The sequence below is a fragment of the Collinsella aerofaciens genome, from assembly GCF_015670745.1.
GTDB classification, from domain to species: Bacteria; Actinomycetota; Coriobacteriia; order Coriobacteriales; family Coriobacteriaceae; genus Collinsella; species Collinsella aerofaciens_T.
Map to the genome: position 1 here is coordinate 42238 of NZ_JADPCH010000013.1, position 23042 is coordinate 65279.

At 59.3% G+C, this 23042-nt stretch carries 19 protein-coding genes and 1 riboswitch; of the genes, 10 read left to right on the forward strand and 9 right to left on the reverse strand.

Annotated elements, in window-relative coordinates:
- Positions 1–127: 127 nt before the first annotated feature.
- Positions 128–2845: a bifunctional diguanylate cyclase/phosphodiesterase gene (locus I4W07_RS06085; RefSeq protein WP_196025960.1), complete on the reverse strand. Its 2718-nt coding sequence runs from the start codon at positions 2843–2845 to the stop codon at positions 128–130.
- A 324-nt stretch (positions 2846–3169) separates the two neighbouring features.
- On the opposite strand from I4W07_RS06085, the gene I4W07_RS06090 reads away from it, so the two are divergent.
- Positions 3170–4039, forward strand: a complete 870-nt coding sequence (locus tag I4W07_RS06090; RefSeq protein WP_196025961.1) for a patatin-like phospholipase family protein — start codon at positions 3170–3172, stop codon at positions 4037–4039.
- A gap of 112 nt (positions 4040–4151) precedes the next feature.
- On the opposite strand, the gene I4W07_RS06095 is transcribed toward I4W07_RS06090, so the two are convergent.
- From I4W07_RS06095 to thiM, 3 genes are read right to left on the reverse strand one after another with little or no spacing between them, the layout of a single operon-like run.
- Positions 4152–4847 (reverse strand): thiamine phosphate synthase, encoded by a 696-nt coding sequence (locus I4W07_RS06095; protein WP_006234517.1) that lies wholly within the window; start codon positions 4845–4847, stop codon positions 4152–4154.
- On the reverse strand, positions 4844–5185 hold the full coding sequence (locus I4W07_RS06100) for a thiamine-binding protein (RefSeq protein WP_006234516.1): 342 nt from the start codon (positions 5183–5185) through the stop codon (positions 4844–4846). Before I4W07_RS06100 ends, I4W07_RS06095 begins: the two co-directional genes overlap by 4 nt.
- 3 nt (positions 5186–5188) lie before the next feature.
- Positions 5189–6028, reverse strand: coding sequence for a hydroxyethylthiazole kinase (thiM, locus tag I4W07_RS06105; protein ID WP_271739762.1), 840 nt, complete (start codon positions 6026–6028; stop codon positions 5189–5191).
- 51 nt (positions 6029–6079) lie between these two features.
- Positions 6080–6190: riboswitch (TPP riboswitch) on the reverse strand.
- Positions 6191–6283: 93 nt separating this feature from the next.
- On the opposite strand from thiM, the gene I4W07_RS06110 reads away from it, so the two are divergent.
- The 3 genes from I4W07_RS06110 to I4W07_RS06120 all read left to right on the forward strand — a co-directional run bounded on the left by I4W07_RS06110 (position 6284) and on the right by I4W07_RS06120 (position 9388).
- Positions 6284–7192: an HAD-IIB family hydrolase gene (locus tag I4W07_RS06110; RefSeq protein ID WP_152068412.1), complete on the forward strand. Its 909-nt coding sequence runs from the start codon at positions 6284–6286 to the stop codon at positions 7190–7192.
- A 10-nt stretch (positions 7193–7202) separates the two neighbouring features.
- The gene (locus I4W07_RS06115; RefSeq protein ID WP_055286633.1) at positions 7203–8099 is read left to right on the forward strand and encodes a LysR family transcriptional regulator; all 897 of its coding nucleotides are present in this window, start codon (positions 7203–7205) and stop codon (positions 8097–8099) included.
- A gap of 155 nt (positions 8100–8254) precedes the next feature.
- Positions 8255–9388 carry a 5-methyltetrahydropteroyltriglutamate--homocysteine S-methyltransferase gene (locus I4W07_RS06120; RefSeq protein WP_230317510.1) on the forward strand — a complete coding sequence of 378 codons (1134 nt, stop codon included), beginning with the start codon at positions 8255–8257 and terminating at the stop codon, positions 9386–9388.
- A 232-nt stretch (positions 9389–9620) separates the two neighbouring features.
- Here I4W07_RS06120 and I4W07_RS06125 read toward each other — a convergent pair whose 3' ends face one another.
- Positions 9621–10286 (reverse strand): alpha/beta hydrolase, encoded by a 666-nt coding sequence (locus tag I4W07_RS06125; RefSeq protein ID WP_196025963.1) that lies wholly within the window; start codon positions 10284–10286, stop codon positions 9621–9623.
- Positions 10287–10422: 136 nt separating this feature from the next.
- Complete coding sequence (locus I4W07_RS06130; RefSeq protein WP_196025964.1) at positions 10423–11733, reverse strand: NCS2 family permease; 1311 nt, start codon at positions 11731–11733, stop codon at positions 10423–10425.
- 193 nt (positions 11734–11926) lie between these two features.
- Here I4W07_RS06130 and I4W07_RS06135 point away from each other — a divergent pair, with 193 nt between their 5' ends.
- Positions 11927–12346 carry a peptide deformylase gene (locus I4W07_RS06135; RefSeq protein WP_196025965.1) on the forward strand — a complete coding sequence of 140 codons (420 nt, stop codon included), beginning with the start codon at positions 11927–11929 and terminating at the stop codon, positions 12344–12346.
- A 244-nt stretch (positions 12347–12590) separates the two neighbouring features.
- Positions 12591–13556: a choloylglycine hydrolase gene (gene bsh / locus I4W07_RS06140; RefSeq protein ID WP_195240203.1), complete on the forward strand. Its 966-nt coding sequence runs from the start codon at positions 12591–12593 to the stop codon at positions 13554–13556.
- A gap of 81 nt (positions 13557–13637) precedes the next feature.
- Here the strand turns inward: bsh and I4W07_RS06145 are convergent, their stop codons facing one another.
- The gene (locus I4W07_RS06145) at positions 13638–15887 is read right to left on the reverse strand and encodes a KUP/HAK/KT family potassium transporter (RefSeq protein ID WP_196025966.1); all 2250 of its coding nucleotides are present in this window, start codon (positions 15885–15887) and stop codon (positions 13638–13640) included.
- A gap of 140 nt (positions 15888–16027) precedes the next feature.
- A complete protein-coding gene (locus tag I4W07_RS06150; RefSeq protein ID WP_196025967.1) occupies positions 16028–16939 on the reverse strand; it encodes a DMT family transporter in 912 nt (303 codons plus the stop codon).
- A gap of 118 nt (positions 16940–17057) precedes the next feature.
- Here I4W07_RS06150 and I4W07_RS06155 point away from each other — a divergent pair, with 118 nt between their 5' ends.
- Positions 17058–17915 carry a LysR family transcriptional regulator gene (locus I4W07_RS06155; protein ID WP_271739763.1) on the forward strand — a complete coding sequence of 286 codons (858 nt, stop codon included), beginning with the start codon at positions 17058–17060 and terminating at the stop codon, positions 17913–17915.
- A gap of 201 nt (positions 17916–18116) precedes the next feature.
- On the forward strand, positions 18117–19598 hold the full coding sequence (locus I4W07_RS06160) for an aminotransferase class I/II-fold pyridoxal phosphate-dependent enzyme (RefSeq protein WP_271739764.1): 1482 nt from the start codon (positions 18117–18119) through the stop codon (positions 19596–19598).
- 75 nt (positions 19599–19673) lie between these two features.
- Here the strand turns inward: I4W07_RS06160 and I4W07_RS06165 are convergent, their stop codons facing one another.
- On the reverse strand, positions 19674–20084 hold the full coding sequence (locus I4W07_RS06165) for a peptide deformylase (RefSeq protein WP_196025969.1): 411 nt from the start codon (positions 20082–20084) through the stop codon (positions 19674–19676).
- 204 nt (positions 20085–20288) lie between these two features.
- Here I4W07_RS06165 and I4W07_RS06170 point away from each other — a divergent pair, with 204 nt between their 5' ends.
- Positions 20289–21701 carry an MFS transporter gene (locus tag I4W07_RS06170; protein WP_196025970.1) on the forward strand — a complete coding sequence of 471 codons (1413 nt, stop codon included), beginning with the start codon at positions 20289–20291 and terminating at the stop codon, positions 21699–21701.
- 152 nt (positions 21702–21853) lie between these two features.
- Positions 21854–22765 carry a hypothetical protein gene (locus tag I4W07_RS06175; RefSeq protein ID WP_118226452.1) on the forward strand — a complete coding sequence of 304 codons (912 nt, stop codon included), beginning with the start codon at positions 21854–21856 and terminating at the stop codon, positions 22763–22765.
- Positions 22766–23042: the final 277 nt, after the last annotated feature.

The following is a 23042-nucleotide window of genomic DNA, read 5'->3' on the forward strand; positions in this document are numbered from 1 at the left end:
GATGGATAACCTCCTTGGGCGGAACAACGGTTTGTATCATATCCCCAATTCGGTTTGAATTGGGGATATAAGTTAGCTAATGGAGACAAATATCCCCTTCGACGGTGGCGTTTTGCGCGCGAGCGTATCAGTTGTTATTGCCGCCATCGAGCAATGCCTCAAAATCCTTCGCCTGCATGGGGCGGTAGTAGAGGAAGCCCTGAGCGTAGCGGGCGCCCATTTGTCGTAGCATGTTCGCCTGCTCATTTGTCTCGACGCCTTCGACCACGACGGGCAGATGGAGCGACTGCGCCATTTCGAGCATCGATGAAATGATTTGCGTGCTGCGGCCTTGATCGCGGTCGGTGGGCACAAAGGTGCGGTCGAGCTTGATGACGTCGACGTTGACGTTCTTGAGCATCGCGAGCGTGGACTGGCCGGTGCCAAAATCGTCCATGTAGGTCGAGAAGCCACGGGTGTGCAGATCCGCGGTCAGCTTATCCACGGCCTCGGACTCTCCGGTATAGGCGGTCTCGGTGATCTCGATGTGCATGAGTTCGGGCGGCAGGTTGTACTGGGCGGCGAGCGACCCCATATGCTCGGCGACATCGCAGGCAAGAATGTCTACGCGCGACACATTGAGGGAAATCGGAACCACGCGAAGTCCTCGATTGAGGCGCTCGCGGAGCCACATGGCGACGCCCTGCCAAACATATTTGTCGAGCGTCACTACAAAGCCGCTTTCCTCGAGTGCGGGGATAAACGTTGCGGGCGAAATGAGAGAGCCGTCCTTGTTAATCCAGCGGGTGAGTGCTTCGGCGCCAATAATCTCGCCGGTTTCCATATCGACCTGGGGCTGAAGATAGTACGTGATGCGACCATTTGACAGCGCGTACTGGAATTCGGTCAGCGTGCGGTTGAACACGATTTCGCGCTTGTACTCCTCGGGGCAAAAAATGGCAATGCGCTCCTTAAAGTCGTTTTTTGCGCGCCGATTGGTAAACATGGCCTTTGCCTGCGCATCGATGGTGATCTCCTCATTGGAATCGATGGGGTAAACGCCCATGGACGGCCAAAAACCTACGCCGCCATCATACCTGGCTACTGCCTCGCGAACGCGGTTGTAGATTTGATGGACGGTGATGTGCTTAAAGGGGATGAGTACGCAAAAGTCATCTTGGCCCCAGTACCCTGCGACGCCCATGTCGGCATTCTCGATGTCCTTGAGGACCGTGCCCACATCGGCAAGCAGGCGGTCGCCTTCGGCCTGTCCATACCATTCGTTAAACAGGCGCATGTGGCCCATGTCGACCGTGGCGATGCACCAGGCGCCGTCGCGTCTTGCCTCGAGAAAATCGTTGGCGCGCCGCATAAACTCGCTGGGTCGATAGAGACCCGTGAGCGAGTCGATACGTTCGGCGATGGCGCTTTTGCGCTCAGCCTCGGGTATGGGGAGGCTGTCGTTGGGAACAAGCCCGCCGGCCGTGCGAAGGCGACGGTTGAGTTCGCCTAAAACGGCGGTCGCTTGATGGGTTAAGTGCTCGTAAAAGGCCGGGACGACAAGGCAGACGGGAGTAATGGTGTCGCCTGCGATTCGAACAGGAGCGAAAACGGCCTCTTTAAGGTGGCGGGTCAGTTGCTCGAATGCCTCGTGGTCTAGGTCGTTGCTGAGCACGACGAACTGAACGCTTCGTGAACGGTAGACCCGGCTCCTGCCGCGAGTGATCGACAGCATACGGCCTGCGTATTCGGCAAGCATGTTGTCGACGGCCTCGGCCCCGTAGAGCTCGTTGAGCTTTGTCGTGCCACGAACGCGCACCGCTATAAGCCCTGTCTCGCAACGATCGCGGCGGCAGGCGTCGATGGCGTTGGCCAGCATGCGCTGCGTTCCGAGGCCTGTGGCGGCGTCGACGGTTTCGGCAAGTGAGTGGTTGACGAGCTCGCCGACATAGAGCGAGGGGACATTTCCGTCGCCGTCGATACGAAACCCGCGAGCACGGCAAAGGACGTAGTCGCCGACGGCGTTGCGCACACGATACTGCATGACGCGACGGTGCTTGGTGCCGTTGTAGACTTGGTCGATGTCGTTGATGCAGGCCTCAAGGTCGTCGGGATGGACGCGCGTTTTCCAGTAATCGCGACAGTTGTCTATGTGCTCCGAGGGAAGGCCAAGATCGCGCAAGGCACCTTGTGACCAAAGGGTGCGATGTTTGTCCAAGTTCTCGATAAAGAAATATCGGCCCTCATTGAGCATCGAAAAGGCGTCAAAAATTCGATCGCTTATTTCGAAGTCGTCGGCGTGAACTTGCGTGATATTGCGTCGATCGAGGTGCATGGCATGACGTAGCTTGTAGTCGTACATGCGATGGTCGGCATCGAGCGTCATGCGATTGGAAGCTTCGCCCAGGGCGGGGTCGGCATGTGACACTCCGTAGCTAAACGAGTGGGGCATCTCGGAATCGTTGTTTTTGAGCAGAACCGTTCGGCAGTGTTTCAGACGTTCGGCGAGGTCGTCCTCGGTTGCAATCGTAGATAGGATGGCAAACTCGTCGCCGCCTATGCGAAACGCCGCTTCGCCCACCTTCATATACAGATTAAGATAGAGACTTACCTGCAAGATATAGCGGTTGCCCTCGTCATGTCCAAAGACGTCGTTGCAGTGCTTGAGATTGTCGATATCGATGAACGCCATGGTAACGGGGGCGTCCTGCTCCCAGAGCTCCTCGAGGGAACGGGCAAAGCCGCCACGGTTGCCAAGTCCGGTAAGCTGGTCGGTAAAGGCGGTCCTGATCAGATCCTCCTGCCGCTCGAGAAGGTCGCGGACGGTCTTTTCGAGCGTTTCGGTGTAATTGCTGACAGTTTCCATGTTCTAAGTGGCTTTCTGAGGTCGGGGCGGATTGCGTCGGGCGAGCTCGTTGTGTACACGCGTCGTTGCTCAGCGCTTTGCATGTATCCAGGCCCCCGCCTTGCCGCGTTGTTGAGTTAATTTGCCGGCTAATGTTCGCTGTTGATAACAGCTGAGTAGTGTAAACAATAGTGCACAATTATATATGGGTGCACATGCTGTGGGCGGCTATTGTTCGACAAGCGGTAGCGCGACGATGCGATGTTCGATAAAAATGCGACTGGGACGATATATGTTGACGGGTATACTTGTCCCGTTTGAATTTGTGGGGACGGAGATGGTCGCATGGCACAGTCAAATACGACGCGCACGGTGGGGCTGGCACTCGAGGGAGGCGGCTACCGCGGTATGTATACGGCGGGCGTGCTCGACGTTTGGATGGAGCACGGCTTAACTTGCGACCATATGGTGGGTGTCTCGGCGGGCGCGGCGTTTGGCTACAACTTTAAATCGCGCCAGATCGGCCGCGCCATTCGCTATAACAAGGCCTATTGTGCCGACAAGCGCTACGCAAGCGTGACCAGCTGGCTGCGGACCGGCGATATGTTCAATGCCGATTTTGCCTATCACGAGGTGCCCATCGAGCGCGATCCCATCGATTTGGAGACATATCGCGCCTGCCCCATGCGGTTTACGTGCGTGTGTACCGATATCGAGACGGGCAAGGCCGTCTATCACGATCTGCCGTATGGCGACGAGCGCGATATCGAGTGGATCCGGGCGTCGTCGGCAATTCCCGTGGCGACGCGTCCTGTCGCCATTGAGGGCCGCAAGTACCTGGATGGCGGCGTGGCTGATTCTATTCCCAGTGCATGGCTGTTTGCGCAGGGGTATGACCGCAATATCGTGGTGCTCACGCAGCCGGCGGGCTTTGTGAAGCAGCCCAACAGCGTGATGCCTATGCTGAGTCGCGTGTTCCGTCACTATCCGGAGTTTGTCGCAGCGCTTGAGCATCGGCATGAGGTCTACAATGCCACGCTCGATGATTTGGCACGTCGTGAGGCCGCCGGCGATATCTTTGTGGTGCGTCCGAGCGAATCGGTGAAAGTGCCGTCGCTGTGCCGCGAGCCCGATGAGCTCGAGCGCATCTATCAGATTGGTCGTCGCGATGCTGAGGCGACCTTGCCGGCACTGGAGACATATCTGGCAGGGTAGAGGCCGCTGCCGCCATCTCGGCGGAAAGCGCATCCCGGAATGGAGGTCCAAACTGGGATGCGCTTTCCATTGCTGAAGATGTGAGGCTGCGGATCAGCTGCTCGGCTTATGCCTATGCCTGCTGCCAAGTGTCGACGAGCTCCTTGGCCGCGGCGTAGGGGTCATCGGCGCTGCAGACGGCACTCACCACAAAGAAGCCGTCGACGCCGGTGGCCTTAAGCTGCGGCAGGTCGGCCGTCTTGACGCCGCCGCCCACCACGATGGGCACGGGGCTTGCTGCGTGGAGTGCGGCCAGGTCCTCAAAGCTCTTGGTGATGATAGAGCCGTCGGCCGCGCGTCCGCAGTCGCGCTTGGTCTCGGTCTCGTGGAGCGGGCCGATGCCCAGGTAGTCGACCAGGCTCATGTCGGCGGTCTTGACGTACTCGAGCATCTCCTCGCAACGGGCCGAAAGGCCCACAATGGCATCGGGGCCCAGCAGCTTGCGGCAGACCTCGACGGGAATGTCGCTCTGGCCTACGTGCACGCCGTCGACGGCAATGCCCTGCTCGCGCGCGGCGAGTACACAATCCAGACGGTCGTCGATTAACAGGGCGACCTGACCGGTCTTGCCAGCCTGTGCGATTGCCTGCGCGGCGTCGCCGGTCAGTGCAATGATCTCGCGGGCGCTTGCCACCTTGGAGCGCACCTGGATGCAGGTAAAGCCGGCGTCGAGCGCCTGGGCCACCACATCGCCCACGGGACGCCCGAGCGTGTTTTCGGGGCCGAGTACCAGATAGGCCGAGATATCAAGGTTGTCGCGGATGCTCATCGTGCTTCCTCCTGCTTTTTGATCTGCGCTTCCATGCGCTCGAGCTTGCCGGTCATGGTGTCGGTAAATCCGGGCCGAATATCGGCTTTGAGCACGACTTCGGTGCGGATGCCCTTGCTCGCCAACACAAAGGTTGCGTCGCGCACGACCTGCATGACCTCGTCCCAGTCGCCCTCGATCTCGGTGAACATCGAGGTGGTGCGGTTGGGAAGGCCGCTCTCGCGAATGACGCGCACGACCTCGGCGACCTCGGCGGACAGCTCATCGCCGGTGCCGCACGGGGCGATGGCCACAGCGATGAGCGTGTTCATGCCGGCATTGGTTGCGGGCTCGGACATGGCCTATGCCTCCTCGAGGTCGAGCTGGTTGTTGGCGATGTCCTGGGCGGTTGCGCGGTAGAGCTCGTCGATAAAGGCGACCTTAAAGCTTGCCGGGGCGTCGGCGACAGCAGCGGCACGCGAGCCGGCAACGTTGTAGACGGCGGTGCCGCAGACGGCGGCCGTAAACGGGTCGGCAGCGCAGGCGTACACAGCCAGCACGCCGCCTTGCGAGCAGCCGCAACCGGTGATCTTGGACATGAGCGGGCTGCCGCCGTGGGACTTGGCCACGGTCGTGCCGTCGGTGATCAGGTCGACTTCGCCCGAGACCACAACGGCGCCGCCGGTGTAGCGGGCGAGCGCCACGGCGGCATCGCGGGCGGCGTCTACTGTGTCGGTGGTATCGACACCGCGCACGCGGCTCAGATCGGCCGCCTCGCCCTCAAGACCCCACAGGCCGGCGAGCGCGATAATCTCGGAGGCGTTGCCGCGCACGATGGCGGGCTTGTACTGCTTGAGCTCGTTTACCAGCTGGGTGCGCAGGCTGCCGATACCCAGGCCCACCGGATCGAGCACCCAGGGCTTGCCGGCGTCGTGTGCCGCCTTCGCCGCGCGGGGAATCGTCTGCTCGTAGATAGGGAAGAGCGTGCCCATGTTGAGATAGATGGCGCCGCCGCCGGCAACGAGCGCTTCGCCCTCGTCGGGCAGATAGACCATGGCGGCCGATCCGCCCACGGCGAGCTGCGCGTTGGCGACAAAGTCGATCGTCACCGTGTTGGTGATGGAGCCGGCCATCGGATTGGTGGCGCGAATTTCCTCTACGGCCTTGACCATATGTTGCTTAAGCTGTTCCGAATCAATCACTGCACATGCCTCCTTGGCATAGAAAAGGGGCGCTGTGCATAGACAGCGCCCCTGTAAAGGCGGCATGCTCCCTACGCCAGCATTAACTGACAGGTTCAAAGGATTGGGCCCCATGCCCTCTCAGCCTTGTGGTTTGCACCGCCGGCACTCCCGCATCGAATCTGTTGTTCCCTATACTAGCGCACCTGCCAAAAAGGGACAGGTTTATTTTGGCAGGTCGTTACAATAGGTAGGACCGATACGAATGGGGGCCTTATGATTAAACTTGTGCTGACCGATATGGACGATACGCTGATTCCAGCCGGGCATGACGGCGCCAGCGACTACGCCATTGAGGGTATTCATGCCATGCAGGCGGCGGGTCTGCACTTTGGGCCGGTTTCGGGTCGTCAGCCGTCCGCGATGGGCTGGATGTTCAAAAACCGTTCCGAGTGTTTTTCGACCGGTGCGTTCTGTAACGGCCAGGTGATGTTTGTCGACGGCGAAGTAGTCGCTTCGCGCGCAATCGACAACGATGCTCTGATACGTTTGGCTGACTATCTGGAGCAAGAAACCGACGATACATTTCTAAAAGTCTACAGCCTGGGCGATGACTTTTGGGGTAACGATGCCTATTGCGTGACGAGCAATCCCGAGCGTGTACGTCGCGCTATGGAGTCGGGCGGCAATGCGTGGCTCAAAGGCGAAGAGGCCCCGTGCCGTCCCGTCGTCGATGACGCGCCGGTGTTTAAGGCGAATATCTGGAGTGCCCGTTCGCGTGAGGAGCTCGCGGAGCTACGCGAGCGCGTTGCCGTTGAGATGCCGGAACTCTCGCTTGTGTTTCCCAACAACCGAGTGCGCCTGTTCGACATCCTTCCGGATGGTTGGGACAAGGGCTGCGCTGCGCTGGAGCTGGCGCGCGCCTTGGGCCTGACGCCCGACGAGGTGGCCGTATTTGGCGATTCCGATAACGATCTGCCCATGATCGATGCCGTTCCCAACTCCGTTGCAGTCGCCAATGCCAACGAGGCCGTCACGGCTGCCGCGCGCTGGCATATCGGCGCCGCGGCAGATGATGCGGTCGCCGGGGCTCTGCATCAGATTGCCGCCTGCGCCGCGACGGGGGAGATGCCGCCGTTTATGCGTCAGGAGGGTGCAGCCGACGCGAATCTCGCGAACAGCTAAGGAGACAGCCATGAAGCTCCAGCAGCTCAGATATGTCGTCAAAGTTGCCGAATGCGGCAGCATTACCGAGGCCTCGCGCCGTCTCTTTGTGTCGCAGCCTTCGATTACCGCGTCGATTCGCGATCTTGAAAACGAGATGGGTGTGCACATCTTTGAGCGCACCAACAAGGGCGTCATTGTGTCCGAGGAAGGCGAGACCTTCTTGGGCTATGCGCGCCAGGTACTCGACCAGGCCGACCTGCTCGAGGGTAAGTACAAGGGCGCATCCGAGCAGGTGCCGCACTTTAGTGTGAGCTGCCAGCATTATTCCTTTGCCGTCAACGCGTTTGTCGACGTGATTCGCGAGTTCGATGCCGCGCGTTACGACTTCACCCTGCGCGAGGAGCAGACTCACGAGATTATCGAGGATGTCGCGCATATGAAAAGCGAACTGGGCATCCTGTACTTATCCGAGCATAACCGCGAGGTCATCGAGCGCATGCTGGTGGCCAACGAGCTCGTGTTCGAAGGACTCTTCTGCGCCACGCCGCATGTCTTCGTCTGCGCCGACCATCCGCTGGCGGACCGCTCCAGCGTGACGCTCGAGGATCTGGAAGACTACCCGTTCCTGTCCTACGAGCAGGGCAGCTACAACTCGTTTTACTATTCCGAGGAGCTGACCTCGACGTTCGAGCGTCGCAAAAATATCCGCGTGCGCGACCGTGCGACGTTGTTCAATTTGGCCATGGGCCTCAACGGCTACACGGTATGCTCGGGCGTGATCAGCCACGAGCTCAACGGTCCCGGCATTATCTCGATTCCGCTCGACGTGGACGAGTATATGGAGATTGGCATCATCACGCGCAAGAACACGACGCTCACGCGCTACGGTCGGGCCTATATCGACGCGATTCGTCAGCATATCTAGGCCGCTGTACTCCGCACGGTTCAAGTCTCTTTATGGCAGTCCAGACTGATATAGGAAGCATCTATATCAAACTGTTATAAACATATATTTTACGATGACCATATGAGCGCTCATACTCTGTCCCAGTAAAGCAACCAATGCAAAGGGAGATATCCATGAGCACTTCGATTCAACCGAACGCGCCGTTTCGCGCCGATATCGTCGGCAGTTTTCTTCGTCCGCAGGCCGTGAAGGACGCCCGTGCCGCCTACGCCGCGGGTACGCTCGATGACGACGGCCTTAAGGCCGTCGAGGATGAGGCCATTCGCGATTTGGTGGCAAAGCAGAAGGCGGCCGGCCTGCAGGTCATCACCGATGGCGAGTTTCGCCGCAGCTACTGGCACCTCGACTTTATGTGGGGGCTGAACGGCGTCGAGCGTCGCACCTCGCGTACGGGCTATATGTTCCACGACGAGGAGACCACGGCCGATACCGCCGTGGTGACCGGCCCCATCAGCGGCGAGAACCACCCCTTCGTCGAGCACTTTAAGTTTGTCAAGGCGCTTGAGGGCGAGGGCCACGTTGCACGCCAGACCATCCCGGCGCCGATTCAGACGTTCTCCGAAGTCACGCTCGACCGCTGCGATGGCCAGCAGGAGAGCTTGCGTGCTGTCTATAAGACCGACGAAGATCTCGCCGATGCCATCGCCGCAGCATACCGCACCGTGATTGCCGACCTGTATGCCGCAGGCTGCCGCAATATCCAGTTTGATGACTGTACCTGGGGAATCTATTGCGATACCGATTTTGTGGCAAAGACCGGCATGAGCCCGGTTGATCTGCAAAAGGTGAGCGAGCTGGGTGTGGCGCTCAACAATGCCGCCATCGCGGGCAAGCCCGACGATCTGGTCATCAACACGCATGTATGCCGCGGCAACTACCACTCCACCTACGCTTTTGAGGGCGGCTACGACCCCATCGCGCCGTACCTGTTTGCGCATGAGGACGTCGATGCGTTCTATCTGGAGTTCGATACGCCGCGCGCCGGTGGCTTTGAGCCGCTCAAGTACGTTGCCCCCGGCAAGAAGGTCGTGTTGGGCCTGGTGACCACCAAGGCGGCAGAGCTCGAGAACGAGGATGTTATTGTCGAGCGCATCCGCGAGGCGGCAAAGTACGTGCCGCTCGAGAACCTGTATCTGTCTCCGCAGTGTGGCTTTGCCAGCTGCGAGATTGGCAACAAGCTGACCGAGGACGAGCAGTGGGCAAAGATTGCGCTGGTCAGGCGCGTTGCCGAGCGCGTTTGGAAGTAACACTACCGTTCGCAGGTGACGGCGCGTGCGAGAAATTACATATCGCGTACAATGGTTCGGATCGTATCGTTCGGGCAGGTAATCCGCTATGCTCGAGCGCCCTTCCATTCTGAAAGGGCATCCGTGTCCCAGTCTTTGACGCCCGCCGTCACCGATGCCATCTACGATGCGTCATCGCTCGGCCGCCCGCGCATGTTTTTGCTCGGCCTACATATGCGCGTGGGCACCATTTTTAATGCGTCAGTATCCAGTGGATGCCACGCGCCATTCGTAGATCGGTTTGGGCAAAGTGGTTGCCGGGGTTGAGCTCCAGCGTTGTTGGAATGCCGCGATCGACAAGCAACGCTTCCATGGCGCGTGTGCCTTCGAGGACGTGTCGCATCATGCGGTTGGGCGTCTTGGTTTCTTTTTTGCCGAGTGACAGGTAGACGGCGCCGGGCGCGTTCGGCATCCTGTGCTCGTGCGCATAGTCGATAAAGCCAGGAAACCAAAGGGACCCCGATGCGCTTGCGGCGCGGTCAAAGGCATCGGTTTGCCAGAGGGCCCAAAGCGAAAAGAGACCCGCCAGCGAATAGCCGGCAATGCCACGCCAGGCAGGTGGCTGTGGGAGTGATAATTCGACCTTTGGGATTATCCGGTTCAGCAGTTCATCGAGAAATCCGGACGCCTGACCGCCAAAGGGTTCGGCATCGCGTACAGTTCCGTCGCATTCCCAAGGGCTCAGCTCGCGATTCCAGTTGAGGCCGCCAATGGCGACAAGGGTAAACGGTGGGCAGTCGAGCTCTCGGCAGCACTTATATACCTCGATGCCGTCGCCCATGACCACGGGAAGGTAGATGATCGGTGCGCTTTCGGCATGCATTGAATGAACGGTTATCTGCTTTTGGCACGCTTCCATGACGGGCTTCTCTCGGCGTTGTGATATCGACAGCCCCAATTGTCGCACGCCGACGCATACGCGCTACCGAAAAGAAAAGCGCGGAGCCGCTCGATGCGACTCCGCGCTTTGGTGTTCTGCTTTGGCAGCTTTGCCGCTATGCTACAAAGAAGTAGACGAGGAAGGCAAGGGCTGCGATCCACATGAGCGGCTTGATCTTGGAGGCCTCGCCCTTAAAGAGTGCGACGATCACGTAGGCGATAAAGCCCAGGCCAATGCCGGCAGAGATGGAGTAGGTGAAGGGCACGCCGGCGACAATCATGAACGCCGGGAAACCCTGCGACACGTCGGACCAGTCGATCTCGGAGGCCTCGCTCATCATGAGGTAGCCGACGTAGACCAGAGCACCGCAGGTGGCGGCGCTGGAAACGATGGTGACGATGGGGGAGAAGAACGCGGCGAGAATGAACAGCATGCCGGTGGTGACGGAGGTGAGACCCGTGCGGCCACCGTCGGCAGCGCCAGAGGTGGACTCGACGAAGGTGGTGATGGAGGAGACGCCCATGAAACCGCCCACAGCGGCGGCGGCGGAGTCGACGATCAGGATCTCCTTGATATTCTCGACGTTGCCGTCGTCGGTGAGGAACTCGCCCTGCTTGGCCACGGCCATCGCGGTGCCCATGGTGTCGAAGAAGTCACTCATGAGCAGCGAGAACGAGATGACGAGGAGCGCGGGGTCGGTAAGGACCTTGACGATGGCAGGCACGCCGCCGGCGTCGGCGATGGGGCCACCGATGCTCGAGAAATCGAGCGGGGCGATGATACCGGTCGGAGCCTGGGTCACACCTAGGGGGATACCGGCGATGACGGCGACGACGATGCCGATGAGCAGCGAGCCGGGGACGTTGCGGCAGGCGAGGGCGACTGTCACCAGGATGGAGATGATGCCGACGATGAAGGTGGGGGAGGTGATGTCGCCCAGACCGACGAGTGTACCGGCGCCAGCGGTGATAATGCCGGCATCGCACAGGCCAATCATGGCGATGAACAGGCCCAGACCCACCGAGATGGCGTGACGCAGGACAACCGGGATGGCGTCCATGATGGCCTCGCGCAGGCCACAAAGCACGAGCAGCAAGATGACGACGCCCTCAAGGAAGATGACGCTCATGGCCACGTGCCAGTCACCGCCGCAGACGGTGGTGGTGATTCCAGCGATCATCGCGTTGACGCCTAAGCCCGACGCGCAGGCGAGCGGGCGGTTGGCGAAGATGCCCATGCAGATGGTCATGATGCCGGCGCCCAGGCAGGTGGCGCAGGCGAGCGCTCCCGCATCGATGCCGGCGCCCGAGAGCACCGCAGGGTTGACGGCGATGATGTAGGCCATCGCCAGGAATGTTGTCAGTCCAGCGCGAAGTTCGGTCCCGATTGTGGACTTGCGCTCACTGACGTGAAAAAGTTCGTCCATGCATACCCTTTCCTTGTTCGGCCCCGAGTTTAGGCCGATTGACACGAACTCACCCACTATATCGCCTTTGTGAAGTTGGTGTTCCTCACATGTTGATGTTCGGCGGTTTGTAACGGACGGGCGGTATCTTTCGCATGAAATTGTGTAGGTACCGTATACTTAAGCGGTTACAACGACCCCTATGGAGGAACGTATGATTAAAGAGCTCTGCCGCGACGAGGCTATCCTGTCTCAGCGTTGCGAGGTTGCGACTGTCGAGGACGAGTCGGTCGCTCAGGATCTGATTGATACCATCAAGTCGCTCGATGATGCCGGCTGCCTTGCCGCCAACCAGATCGGCGTCACCAAGAAGGTCTGCGTCTATCTGGACGACGCCGGCGAGCCCCATGTGCTCTACAACCCCCGTCTGGTGTTTGGCCTGGGTGCCAGCAAGATGGAGGAGAGCTGCCTGACGCACGAGGAGGTCACCAAGTCCACGCGCTATATCAAGTGCAAGGTTGCCTTTGACCAGATCGTCGACGGCAAGATGAAGGAGTGCCGCCGCGACTACGCGGGCTTTGAGGCACAGATGATCCAGCATATGATCGATCACTGTCTTGGAAAGTTGGTCTAAGGGGACCAAAGCACCGCACCTTGCCGCTCAATCGTCGCTCGCGTACCTTAAGTACGCTTCGCTCCTCTTTCGTGGCAATCTGCGGCACTTTGACCCCTTAGACGACCTGCGGGGTTAACTTGGTTGAGTTTATCCTGTTTGAATAGTCCGGGCGTGACATTGTTGTCATGTCCGGGCTTTTGTGTTTAGCGCCTTTTTGTTTGGAGACAATGAAATTAGCAAGAACGTAAAGCTAGGAGGCGCTATGTGTACGAGTATTCGATTTACCGATAATTCTGGCCACATGTATCTGGGCCGCAATCTCGACTGGAGCTTTGACTACGGCCAACAGGTTCGCGTGATGCCGCGCGGGTTTCACATTCCGTATTCGTTTATCGACGACGCGACAGCGGCGCACGCGGTGATCGGTATGTGCATCGATTACAGGAACTACCCTATGTTCTTCGATTGCGGCAACGATGCGGGCCTCGCCGTGGCGGGTCTCAATTTCCCGGGTTATGCCGAGTATGCCGAGGGCCCTGTCGACGGCAAGACCAATATCGCGGCCTATGAGTTTCCCCTGTGGGTGGCAGCGACGTTCTCGACGGTCGATGAGGTCGAGGCCGCGCTGCGCGACACGGTGATTGTCGCCAAATCTGCCGGAGAGGGGCTGGGCGTGTCGCTGCTCCATTGGATTATCGGCGACAGCCAGCGCAGCATCGTGGTCGAGATGATGGCTGACGGCCTGCATGTATACGACGATCCGGTCGACACCCTTGCCAACCAGCCGACCTTCCCGTGGCACATGGAAAACCTGCGCACCTATATCACCGCCACAAGCGATTTTCCGCAGACGGCGACATGGCGTGGCGCCGAGCTCAAGCCCTATGGCGCGGGTGCCGGCATGCGCGGTATTCCGGGTGACTGCTATTCGCCGAGCCGTTTTGTAAAGGCGGCGTACCTCAATGCCAATTACCCGCAAAAGGAGAGCGAGACCGAAAACGTCGTCCGCATGTTCCGTTCACTCGAGGGCGTGGTGATGATTGAGGGGGCGTCCAGGATGGGCGATGGCAAATTCGAGAAGACTATCTATACCGGATGCTTTAGCGCGCGCACGGGCAATTATTACTACGCGATGTATGGGGATCCGTCGATTCGCTACGTGAGCCTGATGGATGCCGAGGGCGCGAGCCCCGATAGGCTCGTGGTTCCCGAGCCGCGTCGTTCGTAGCCGTTAGCTTTACTGCAATGCAAAGCGGTCCCGCATCTCCCATGAGATGCGGGACCGTTGTCGTCAATGGCTGGTGGCGTGTTAGAAGTTGGCGTCGTTGAGCTGGGTGCTTTCGAGTCCGTCGAGTTGCTGTTGCTCGGGCGTATCGGCGACGCTCTCGAGCAGCTCGGTGGGATCGACGTTCATGTCCTTACCGGCTTCGTTGCCGTTGACCAGGTCGTCCGAGAAGATGTCGACTTCCATTTCCTCGGCCTCTTCGATCAGGATCTCGAGCGGCACCTGGGTGCGAATGAGTTTGACTGCCGGACGCATGCGGGCAAAGAGCGGTACGTACTCAATGATGATGGCCGAGTTCTCGAGACCATACCAACGTGCCGGGCTTCCGCAGGCGCGGCGGACGGCGTACTTGATGGCCATCACACGGTGGTCGTTGCGGTTGATGTCCGTTTCGGGGGCAAGCATCTTGCGCAGCATGCAAAAACGGAAGTCGCCCACGTTGCCGCGGGTCTCGTAGATAGAGTAGGTGTGATGCTGCGGCGGCAACTCACCCGATGCCATCAGGTCGCCAACGATCTGGCGCAGGTAGGCGTTGATGCGCTGATTGACCTTAAAGCCCAGGTCCAAGCGCACCCGGAACAGGAAGTCCGTGCCAAAGGTCTCAACGGAATATTCGTGCGTATAGGGCTCGTCGGTAACGTGCACGTTGATGAACCAATATGCCTTGGCGCGCTTGGGGTGCTTGTCCAGGATGGAATAAAGCACGTCGCGGTCGAGCGTGAGCGGGTCGGGGCTGTTGGTGAGAAATACCAGATTGTCAGCGAGCACGGGATAGGTCTCGTCGTTGCGCAGGCGGTTGAGCTGATCGATGTACTTGGAGACGGGCAGCAGAATCGTCTGTGTGCGCTCGATGGCGGTGCCGCGGCGCCACACGTACATAAGGCCAAACAGCAGTGCGGCCAGGAAGATCATGACGTAGCCGCCGTCAAAGAACATGGTGAGGCACGAGGCGAAGAAGCACAGCTCAATGGCACCAAAGAGCAGGGCGAAGACGCAGGCACCCAGCTTGTGCTTGAGGATGCCAGCGATGTAGCTCGTCAAAAGCGTCGTGGTCATGAGCATGGTCACGGTAATGGCGAGGCCGTAGGCGCTCTCCATGCGCTCGGAGTTTTGGAACAGCAGCACGATGAAGATGCAGCCGACCCACATGATGTTGTTGACGAGCGGAATATAGAGCTGCCCCTTGGTGTCGCTGGGGTAGTGGATGCGCAGATGCGGCATAAGGTTGAGACGCGTTGCCTCGGATACCAGCGAGAACGAGCCGGTGATGAGCGCCTGCGAGGCGATGATGGCCGCCACGGCCGAAAGCACGATGGCAAAGGGGCGCAGGGGCTCGGGGAGCATCATATAGAACGGGTTGACGATATCCATCGCGAGCATCTGGGGATTGGAATTGTTGGCGAGCAGCCAAGCGCCCTGACCCAGGTAGTTAAGGATAAGCGCCGCCTTAACAAACGGCCAGGATGCGTAGATGTTGGCCTTGCCCACGTGGCCCATGTCTGAATAGAGCGCCTCGGCGCCGGTCGTCGACAGGAAGACGAAGCCGAGCACCATGATGCCCGAGTGGTTGATGGGCGAGAACAGAAACATGACGCCGCGGATGGGGTTGAGCGCGCGCAAGATGGACAGGTTGCCGAGCATGTTGAACAGACCGGCGCCTGCCAGGAACAGGAACCATAGCGTCATGAGCGGACCGAAGAGCTTGCCGATTGACGAGGTGCCGGCGCGCTGCATGGCAAACAGACCGCAGATAATGATGATGGTAATGATGATGACGTTGGTCTGGCCGTCGCCCAGCAGCGCATGGCCCCATTCGATGGTGCGCAGACCCTCGATGGCCGTGGTAACCGTGACGGCGGGGGTGAGGATGCCGTCGGCAAGCAGTGCCGCACCGCCGATCATAGCGGGCAGAATCAGCCATGGTGCCACCTTGCGTACGAGGCTGAACAGGGCGAAGATGCCGCCTTCGTTGTGGTTATCGGCCTTCATGGCGATTAACACGTACTTGACCGTGGTCACGAGCGTCATGGTCCAGATAACGAGCGAGAGCGCGCCCAAGATCATGTCCTCGCTGACGGTACCGATGCCGCCGTTGTTGGCGACGATTGATTTCATGGTGTACATGGGGCTCGTGCCGATGTCGCCATAGACGACGCCGAGTGTTACGAGCAGCATGCCAGCGGAGAGGGGGATGGCGCCATGTCCGCTCTGACTACGCTGGTCTTGGAGGCTTGCCTCCAGCTTGTTGTGTGCCACGTGGACTCCCTTAGACATCCGGTTATCTGTCTAGGACAGATAACCTTTATGCCGTCTTTATACATACAAGAGCAGTTTGGCACATCAGGTTATTTTAGACAATAATCCCCAGCTGGAGATTATTTATGTACGCAGGTAGCATTTCAAAGCAGGGGCTTTTAAGCGCGTGCTGCCTGAGCGATGCCGGTCTTGGCACCTGCGCGTTTGCCGGCGAGTTCGCAAAAGATCGCGCCGCCGATGATAAGTGCGGCACCCATCAGACGGACCGGTGTTATGGCTTCGCCCAAAAGGACGGTCGAGAACACGACCGCCGAAAGCGGCTCAAGGTAGCCGACGACGGCGACGGTCTGCACGGGTAGTTTGGCGACAGCACTAAAGTAGAGCAGACAACCGAGTCCGGTGTTGACAATGCCGAGCATGGCAACGGCGCGCCAATCGATGCCTGCGGCGACGCCGGCGGACAGGAATGAGGGTGCACCCTGCGTGTTGAGCGTGAGGACCAGCGCGGTCACAAAGGCGGCACTCACCTGGAGCGTGGAGTTCTCGAGGCCTTCGATGTGTGGCGCGCCCTTGCTAGCGATGACCATCAGCGCATAGCAAAATGCCGAGGCGATGCCGCAGGCGATACCTGCAATGGGCATATTGCCGCCTAGACCTTGCGCTGCAATGAGAAAAGCACCGCAAGCAACGGCGATAAAGCCGGCGATTTTGCCGCCGGTCAGCTTTTCGCCAAAGATGAGCGGGGAGAGTGCCATGACAATGATGGGGCCGCAGTAGTACAGCAGCGAGGATACGCCGACGCCGACCGTCTGGTAGGCGCGGAACAGAAAAATCCAGCTGGCGCCCAGCGCAGCTCCCGAGAGGAGGAGGGCTGCGGCTTCGCGGGGGCGAGATGGCGCCTGCAACTTATGGCGTTGGGTGATGGCGAGAATGGTGACAAGCGAGAGTGCGCCCAAAAACGTGCGTAGTAGCACGATATCCGAGCTCGGCAGCGCGATGGCGGCGGCGATGATGCCGTTGGAGCCAAACAATAGCAATGCTGCTAAGTACGTAAACAGTCCGTTGTTCATGCGCTTCCGTCCCTTCTATATCCGAGCATGTTCACTATGGGTGAACTGGCTTTAGAAGAAAAGCGAATATAATGCATGGATAACATGACAAAAACTCATGCAAAGGTGGAGGGGTGCCGTGGAAACGAATATTCAAAAGATGCAGGTGCTGCTCGAGACCGTGCGCGCCGGCAGTTTTACGCGCGCCGCCGAGCGCCTGAGCTATTCGCAGTCGGGCGTGAGCCGCATGGTGGGCGACCTTGAGGCAGACTGGGGTTTTAAGGTGCTTGATCGCAGCCGCGAGGGCGTGGTGCTTTCTGCCGACGGGCGGCAGGTCATGCCGGCAGTCGAGGCGTTATGCGAAGAGTTTGGCCGCCTGCAGCGACGCGTGGATGAGATGCGTGGGCTCATGCGCGGCAAAATCTGCATCGGTACGTTTTCGAGTGTGGCGACCCACGTGCTGCCGCCGGTGATTGCGCGCTTTCGCGCCGATCACCCGGACGTCGACTATGAGTTGCTGATGGGCGATTACTCAGAGATTGAACAATGGGTGGCTGAGGGTCGTTGTGACCTGGGCTTTATTCCGCGCGAGCCACGCGGCGCCGGCATGGCGTCGCGGCCGTTGGTGCAAGACGAGCTGATGGCCGTGGTGCCAGCGGACTCCTCGCTTGCCACCGCGGAGGTCGTTTCCCTTGCCGATTTGGCCAACGAGCAGTTTATTCTGCTGGAACGCGGTGGTGACGACGAGATTACGCCGCTGTTTCGCCGCGCGGGCCTGACGGTGCGCTCAAAACTGTCGACCTGGGATGACTATGCGATTATGGCCATGGTCGAGGACGGTCTGGGCGTGAGCATTCTTCCGGCGCTCATCTTGCGCCGCTGCCAGTTCGATATTGCCGTGCGCCCGCTCGAGGGACATCCTCATCGGCAGATCAACGCCATATATCGAACGGCCGACGTTTCGCTTGCCGCTGCTCGATTCCTTGAATACCTCTAAACGCGTGCATGTCATTGTCCGCTTTGGGCAAATCTCGGAGTTCGGTACGTTTTCTTATGAAATTGAACTTTCGAATGAGGCGCCGCGCTATACTGCTGCCTAAATTGAACTCAGGTTCAATTCGTGTTCTATAAATTGAACTTTGCCAGCAAGGAGGTTCTAGTGGCCCAAGAGACGTTTAGCAATCGCCTGCGACAGACTATGTCCGATCGCGACGTTCGCCAGTCGGACGTAATCCGCGCATCGGAGATGCTCGGCAAAAAACTCGGCAAGAGTCAGATGAGCCAATATGTGAGCGGCAAGACGATCCCGCGGCGCGATGTGGCAGAGCTGCTCGCCCGCATTTTGGAGGTCGATGTTACCTGGCTGCTTGCCGGTGACGCCGATCAAGGCGAGACATCATCGCCTCGCAACGACTCCAAGCCCGAACCCCATCCCTCAGCTCAAATTCCAAGGAGCACCACCATGCGTACTTTTTCTAAATCCACCAAGCTTGATAACGTCCTGTATGATGTGCGCGGTCCCGTCGTCGACGAGGCCGCCCGTATGGAGGACGAGGGCGAGCGCATCCTCAAGCTCAATATCGGCAACCCGGCGCCCTTCGGTTTCCGCACGCCCGACGAGATTATCAAGGACATGCGCCAGCAGCTGCCCGACTGCGAAGGCTATTCCAACTCGCGCGGTCTGTTCTCTGCGCGCAAGGCGATTATGCAGTACTCGCAGATCAAGGGCTTGCCCAACGTTCAGATGGAGCACATCTACACGGGCAACGGCGTGTCCGAGCTCATTCAGCTTTCGATGAACGCGCTGCTCGACAATGGCGACGAGATTCTGATCCCCAGCCCCGACTATCCGCTCTGGACGGCGTGCGCAACCCTTGCCGGCGGTCATCCCGTGCACTATCTGTGCGATGAACAGGCGGATTGGTATCCCGACCTGGAAGATATGGAGTCCAAGATCACGAGTGCGACCAAGGCCCTCGTCATCATCAACCCCAACAACCCCACGGGCTCCGTTTACCCGCGTGAGGTGCTCGAGGGCATCGTCGAGGTTGCGCGCAGACACCAGCTCATGATTTTTGCCGATGAGATCTACGACCGCCTGTGCATGGACGGCTACGAGCACGTCTCGATTGCCTCGCTTGCCCCCGATCTGCCCTGCGTCACCTTTAGCGGCCTTTCCAAGTCGCACATGATTGCGGGCTATCGTATTGGCTGGATGGTGCTTTCGGGCAACCAGCGCTGCATGAGCGACTTCATCATGGGCGTCAACATGCTCTCGAACATGCGCCTGTGCTCCAACGTCCCGGCCCAGTCGATCGTCCAGACGGCGCTCGGCGGCCATCAGTCGGTCAACGACTACATCCGCCCCGGCGGCCGTGTCTACGAGCAGCGCAACTTTGTGTATGAGGCACTCAACAAGATCGACGGCATCTCGGTGGTTAAGCCGCGCGCGGCGTTCTACATCTTCCCCAAGATGGATGTGAAGAAATTCAACATCACCGATGACGAGCAGTTTGCCCTCGACCTGCTGCACGAGAAGAAGATTCTAATCACGCGCGGCGGCGGCTTTAACTGGGGTGAGCCCGACCACTTCCGCATCGTGTACCTGCCGCGCATGGAAGTACTCAAGGAGTCGCTCGAAGACCTCGCCGATTTCTTTGACCATTACCGCCAGAGCTAGTGGGATAGAAGCTCCGCACTATGAAAAGCTCCCTGCAGTTGTTTTGCTGCAGGGAGCTTTCTTGAATCGGCGGAACTATATAACAATCCCGTTGCAGTGGTCGATTTCGTGCTGGATGATCTCGGCGGTGTAGCCCGAGAAGTTTTTGATGCGGTGGACGAAGTTCTCGTCCAAATACTCAACCTTAATGCGGCGATAGCGGGTACAGGGACGCTCGCCGATCAGCGAGAGGCATCCTTCGCTCGTTTGATAGGCATTGACCTGCTCAAGAATTTGCGGGTTGTACATGAGCAGCGCCCTGTTGCCGTCCTTTACGCAGATGATGCGCTTGCGAACGCCGATCATGTTGGCGGCGAGGCCTACGCACTCGTGCTCATGCTCGTGGAGCGTATCCAGGAGGTCCTGCCCGGTCGCGGTATCGTCGGGCCCCGCGTCTTCGGAAGGCAGGCGCAAAAAGAACTCGGATTTCATGATGGGCTTAATCATGGCGGGCTCCTCATGTCTTATGCTTTCATGGACTTTTAATAATAGCGCGGAAGGAAAGCTGCGCGTCCGCGTTACAATCTTTCGACGTTGGACCATGTTGCCAGATTTGTCGTGTACGGCGTCTGGCGTAAGTCTAGGGCTCATTTTCGCCCTGGACCGTTCCTCTGGGGCGATGCGATTGTCGTTCTAAGAGGAAGGAATTTCATGGGGACCAAATCCCAAAAGCGAACTCAATCACCGTCGACAGCCTCGGCGATTCTCGTCGTAATGTATATTGCGGCCTTTGTTGCCGCGTTTAACGAGAACATCATTAACGTGGCGTTGCACGACATTATGGCGGCCTTTTCGGTGAGTGCCACCACGGCGCAGTGGCTCGTTTCGGGCTACATGATCGTGACGTCGATCTTTACGGCCATCATGGCCTTTCTGTCCGGCCGTTTCTCGACGCGCAAGCTGCTGTTTTTCGCATGCGGATGCATGGTCGCCGGCGAAGTTCTGTGCCTAGTCGCTCCGTCGTTTAGCGTTTTGCTGCCAAGTCGTATTTTGCAGGCTGCGGGTTCGGGCGTCTTGTTCCCGCTCATGATGAACGTTGTGCTGTCTTGCGCTCCGCGCGAGAAGCTCGGCCTGTATCTGAGCCTGGGCGGTGCCTGCATTACGCTGGGGCCGGCGTTTGGACCCGTGGTCAGCGGTCTTATGTGCACGTTGTTTGGCTGGAGGGCGGTGTTCGTAGTGCCGCTGGTGGGCGGCATTGTGGTCGCTGCGGCGGGCGTAAAGCATGTTCAGAATGTCGGAGAGCGCTCGAACACCACGCTTGATATTCTGTCGGTTGTTTTGCTCGCCGCCGGCATTACGGCATTTGTGTATTCCGTAGGCGAGTTCTCGACCAATCTGATTGCCGGCATCGTGACGCTTATCGCCGCCATTGTGCTGCTCGGCCTGTTTGCGGCCCGCCAGCTCAAGCTCGAGCATCCGGTGCTTAACGTGCGTCCCATGGCGAGCGTTCGTTTTTGGCCTGCGTGTCTGCTTGTGGTGGTGTCGATGATGACGACGTTTTCGATGAGCGTATTGTTGCCGCTCTATTTTGAGGGCGCATACGGCATGACCGCACTTGTTGCGGGCTTGCTCATTTTGCCGGCGATTGCCTGCAACGCCGTGACCTCGATTGTGGGCGGACGCGTGATGGACGCCCGTGGTGCATGGCCGCTGCTGCCGGTCGGCTTTGCCCTGATTGCCGTGGGGCAGACTGCAATCTCGATGACGGCGGCAAGCATGAACATCGGCGTTGTCGTGGCACTGACCGTTGCAGTGTATGCCGGAGTCGGTTTGGTGCTGAGCCCCTCGCAGACGGCCGGCTTGGAGACGCTACCTGCCGCTGAGCATCCTCACGGAACGGCATTGCTCAACACGTGGAACATGATTGCCGCATCGTTTGGTCCGTCGCTGTTTATCGGTCTGCTCTCGAGCTCTGCGGCGACTGCCGGTGCCGCTGGCGTTGCGACGGACGTTGCCCAGGCGATTGGATTTGCAGCTGCCGTGCGTGTGGCGGCTGTAATTGCCGTGGTCGGGTTCGTGGCGTCGCTGGTGTACGCTCGTCGCGAGTCGCACATGTCGCATTAATGTGTGCACATAGATTCTGCAGCTAGATTAGCGGGCGACACCATAAACTAATGGACGTTTTGCCGAGAGGCATGAATGTTTAAAGCGCAAAGAGTGCGCGACGGGCCCCGCGAATGGGGCGATGATGCCCGAGAGGGCCAAGAAGGAGTCTCATGTCTGAGAACGAAGAGATCATGAACGAGACCGAGAACGAGACCATGGCTGCCGAGGTTGAGGCAGTCGAGACCGTGGAGACCGAAGCTGCCGAGGTTGAGGCTGCTGCCGAGGTTTCCGCCGAGGAGGAGGCCGAGGTTGTCGAGGCCGCCGTTGATTACGATGACGAAGAGCTGATGGACAAGATGCAGAAGGCCGCCCGCCTGCTGCGTAGCCGTCGCTTTGCTATTTCCAAGGAGGAGGAGGCCAAGGCCGAGCGCATGGCGAACATCGAGCGCGCTATCAAGCTTCTTGACCTCAAGCCCAAGATGGAGCAGAAGGAAATGTCCGACCTGCTGGGCATGCGCCTTCGTGAGCTCGATGGCCTGATGGCCGAGGCCGAGGCTGCCGATCTGGTCGGCCGCATCGACGACGCCGAGGGCGATATGCGCAAGATCGTCGTCTTCGCTGCCGAGGATGCCGCCGAGGGCCTGGTCGAGCTTGCCAACAAGAAGGAGAAGCTCCTGCCCGAGCTTTCTTACGAGGAGGCCACCGAGCTGATGGCCGCTCTCGATAAGGTTATCGCTCCGCTCGTCGCCATGGGCCTGGACGAGGATCGCGGTCCTCGCGGCGGCCGTGACGACCGTGGTGGCCGTGGCGGCGACCGTGGCGGTCGCGGCGGCTTTGGCGATCGCGGTGGCCGTGGTGGCGACCGTGGTGGCCGCGGTGGCGATCGCGGTGGCCGTGGCGGCTTTGGTGACCGTGGCGGCGACCGTGGCGGTCGCGGCGGCTTTGGCGGCAACCGTGGTGGCTATGGCGACCGCGGCGGCAACCGTGGCGGCTTTGGCGGCAACCGCGGTAACGACCGTGGCGGTCGCGGTGGCGATCGTGGCGGCCGCAACGGTGGCGGCTTCCGCGGCAACCGTTTTTAGTTACGGCGTTTTACCAAACGCCGTAACGGGCCGACGCTGCGCGCCCACCAGAGCGACGACTTGTCATTCAAAGAGGACGGCATGACCAGAAGGTCTATGCCGTCCTCTTTTCATGCCAATTTGTTCGCTCTGGTGGGCGCTCGCTGTCGGTGCCAAAACATCGACATTGCCATGATCCAGACCTGCTAAAAGATAGTCGTTGGGTGTTCCTATAGTTTTGTCAACCGTCGGGGCTACTCCCGGTAGGGCACCCGGTCGCGCATCACGGCGTATATCG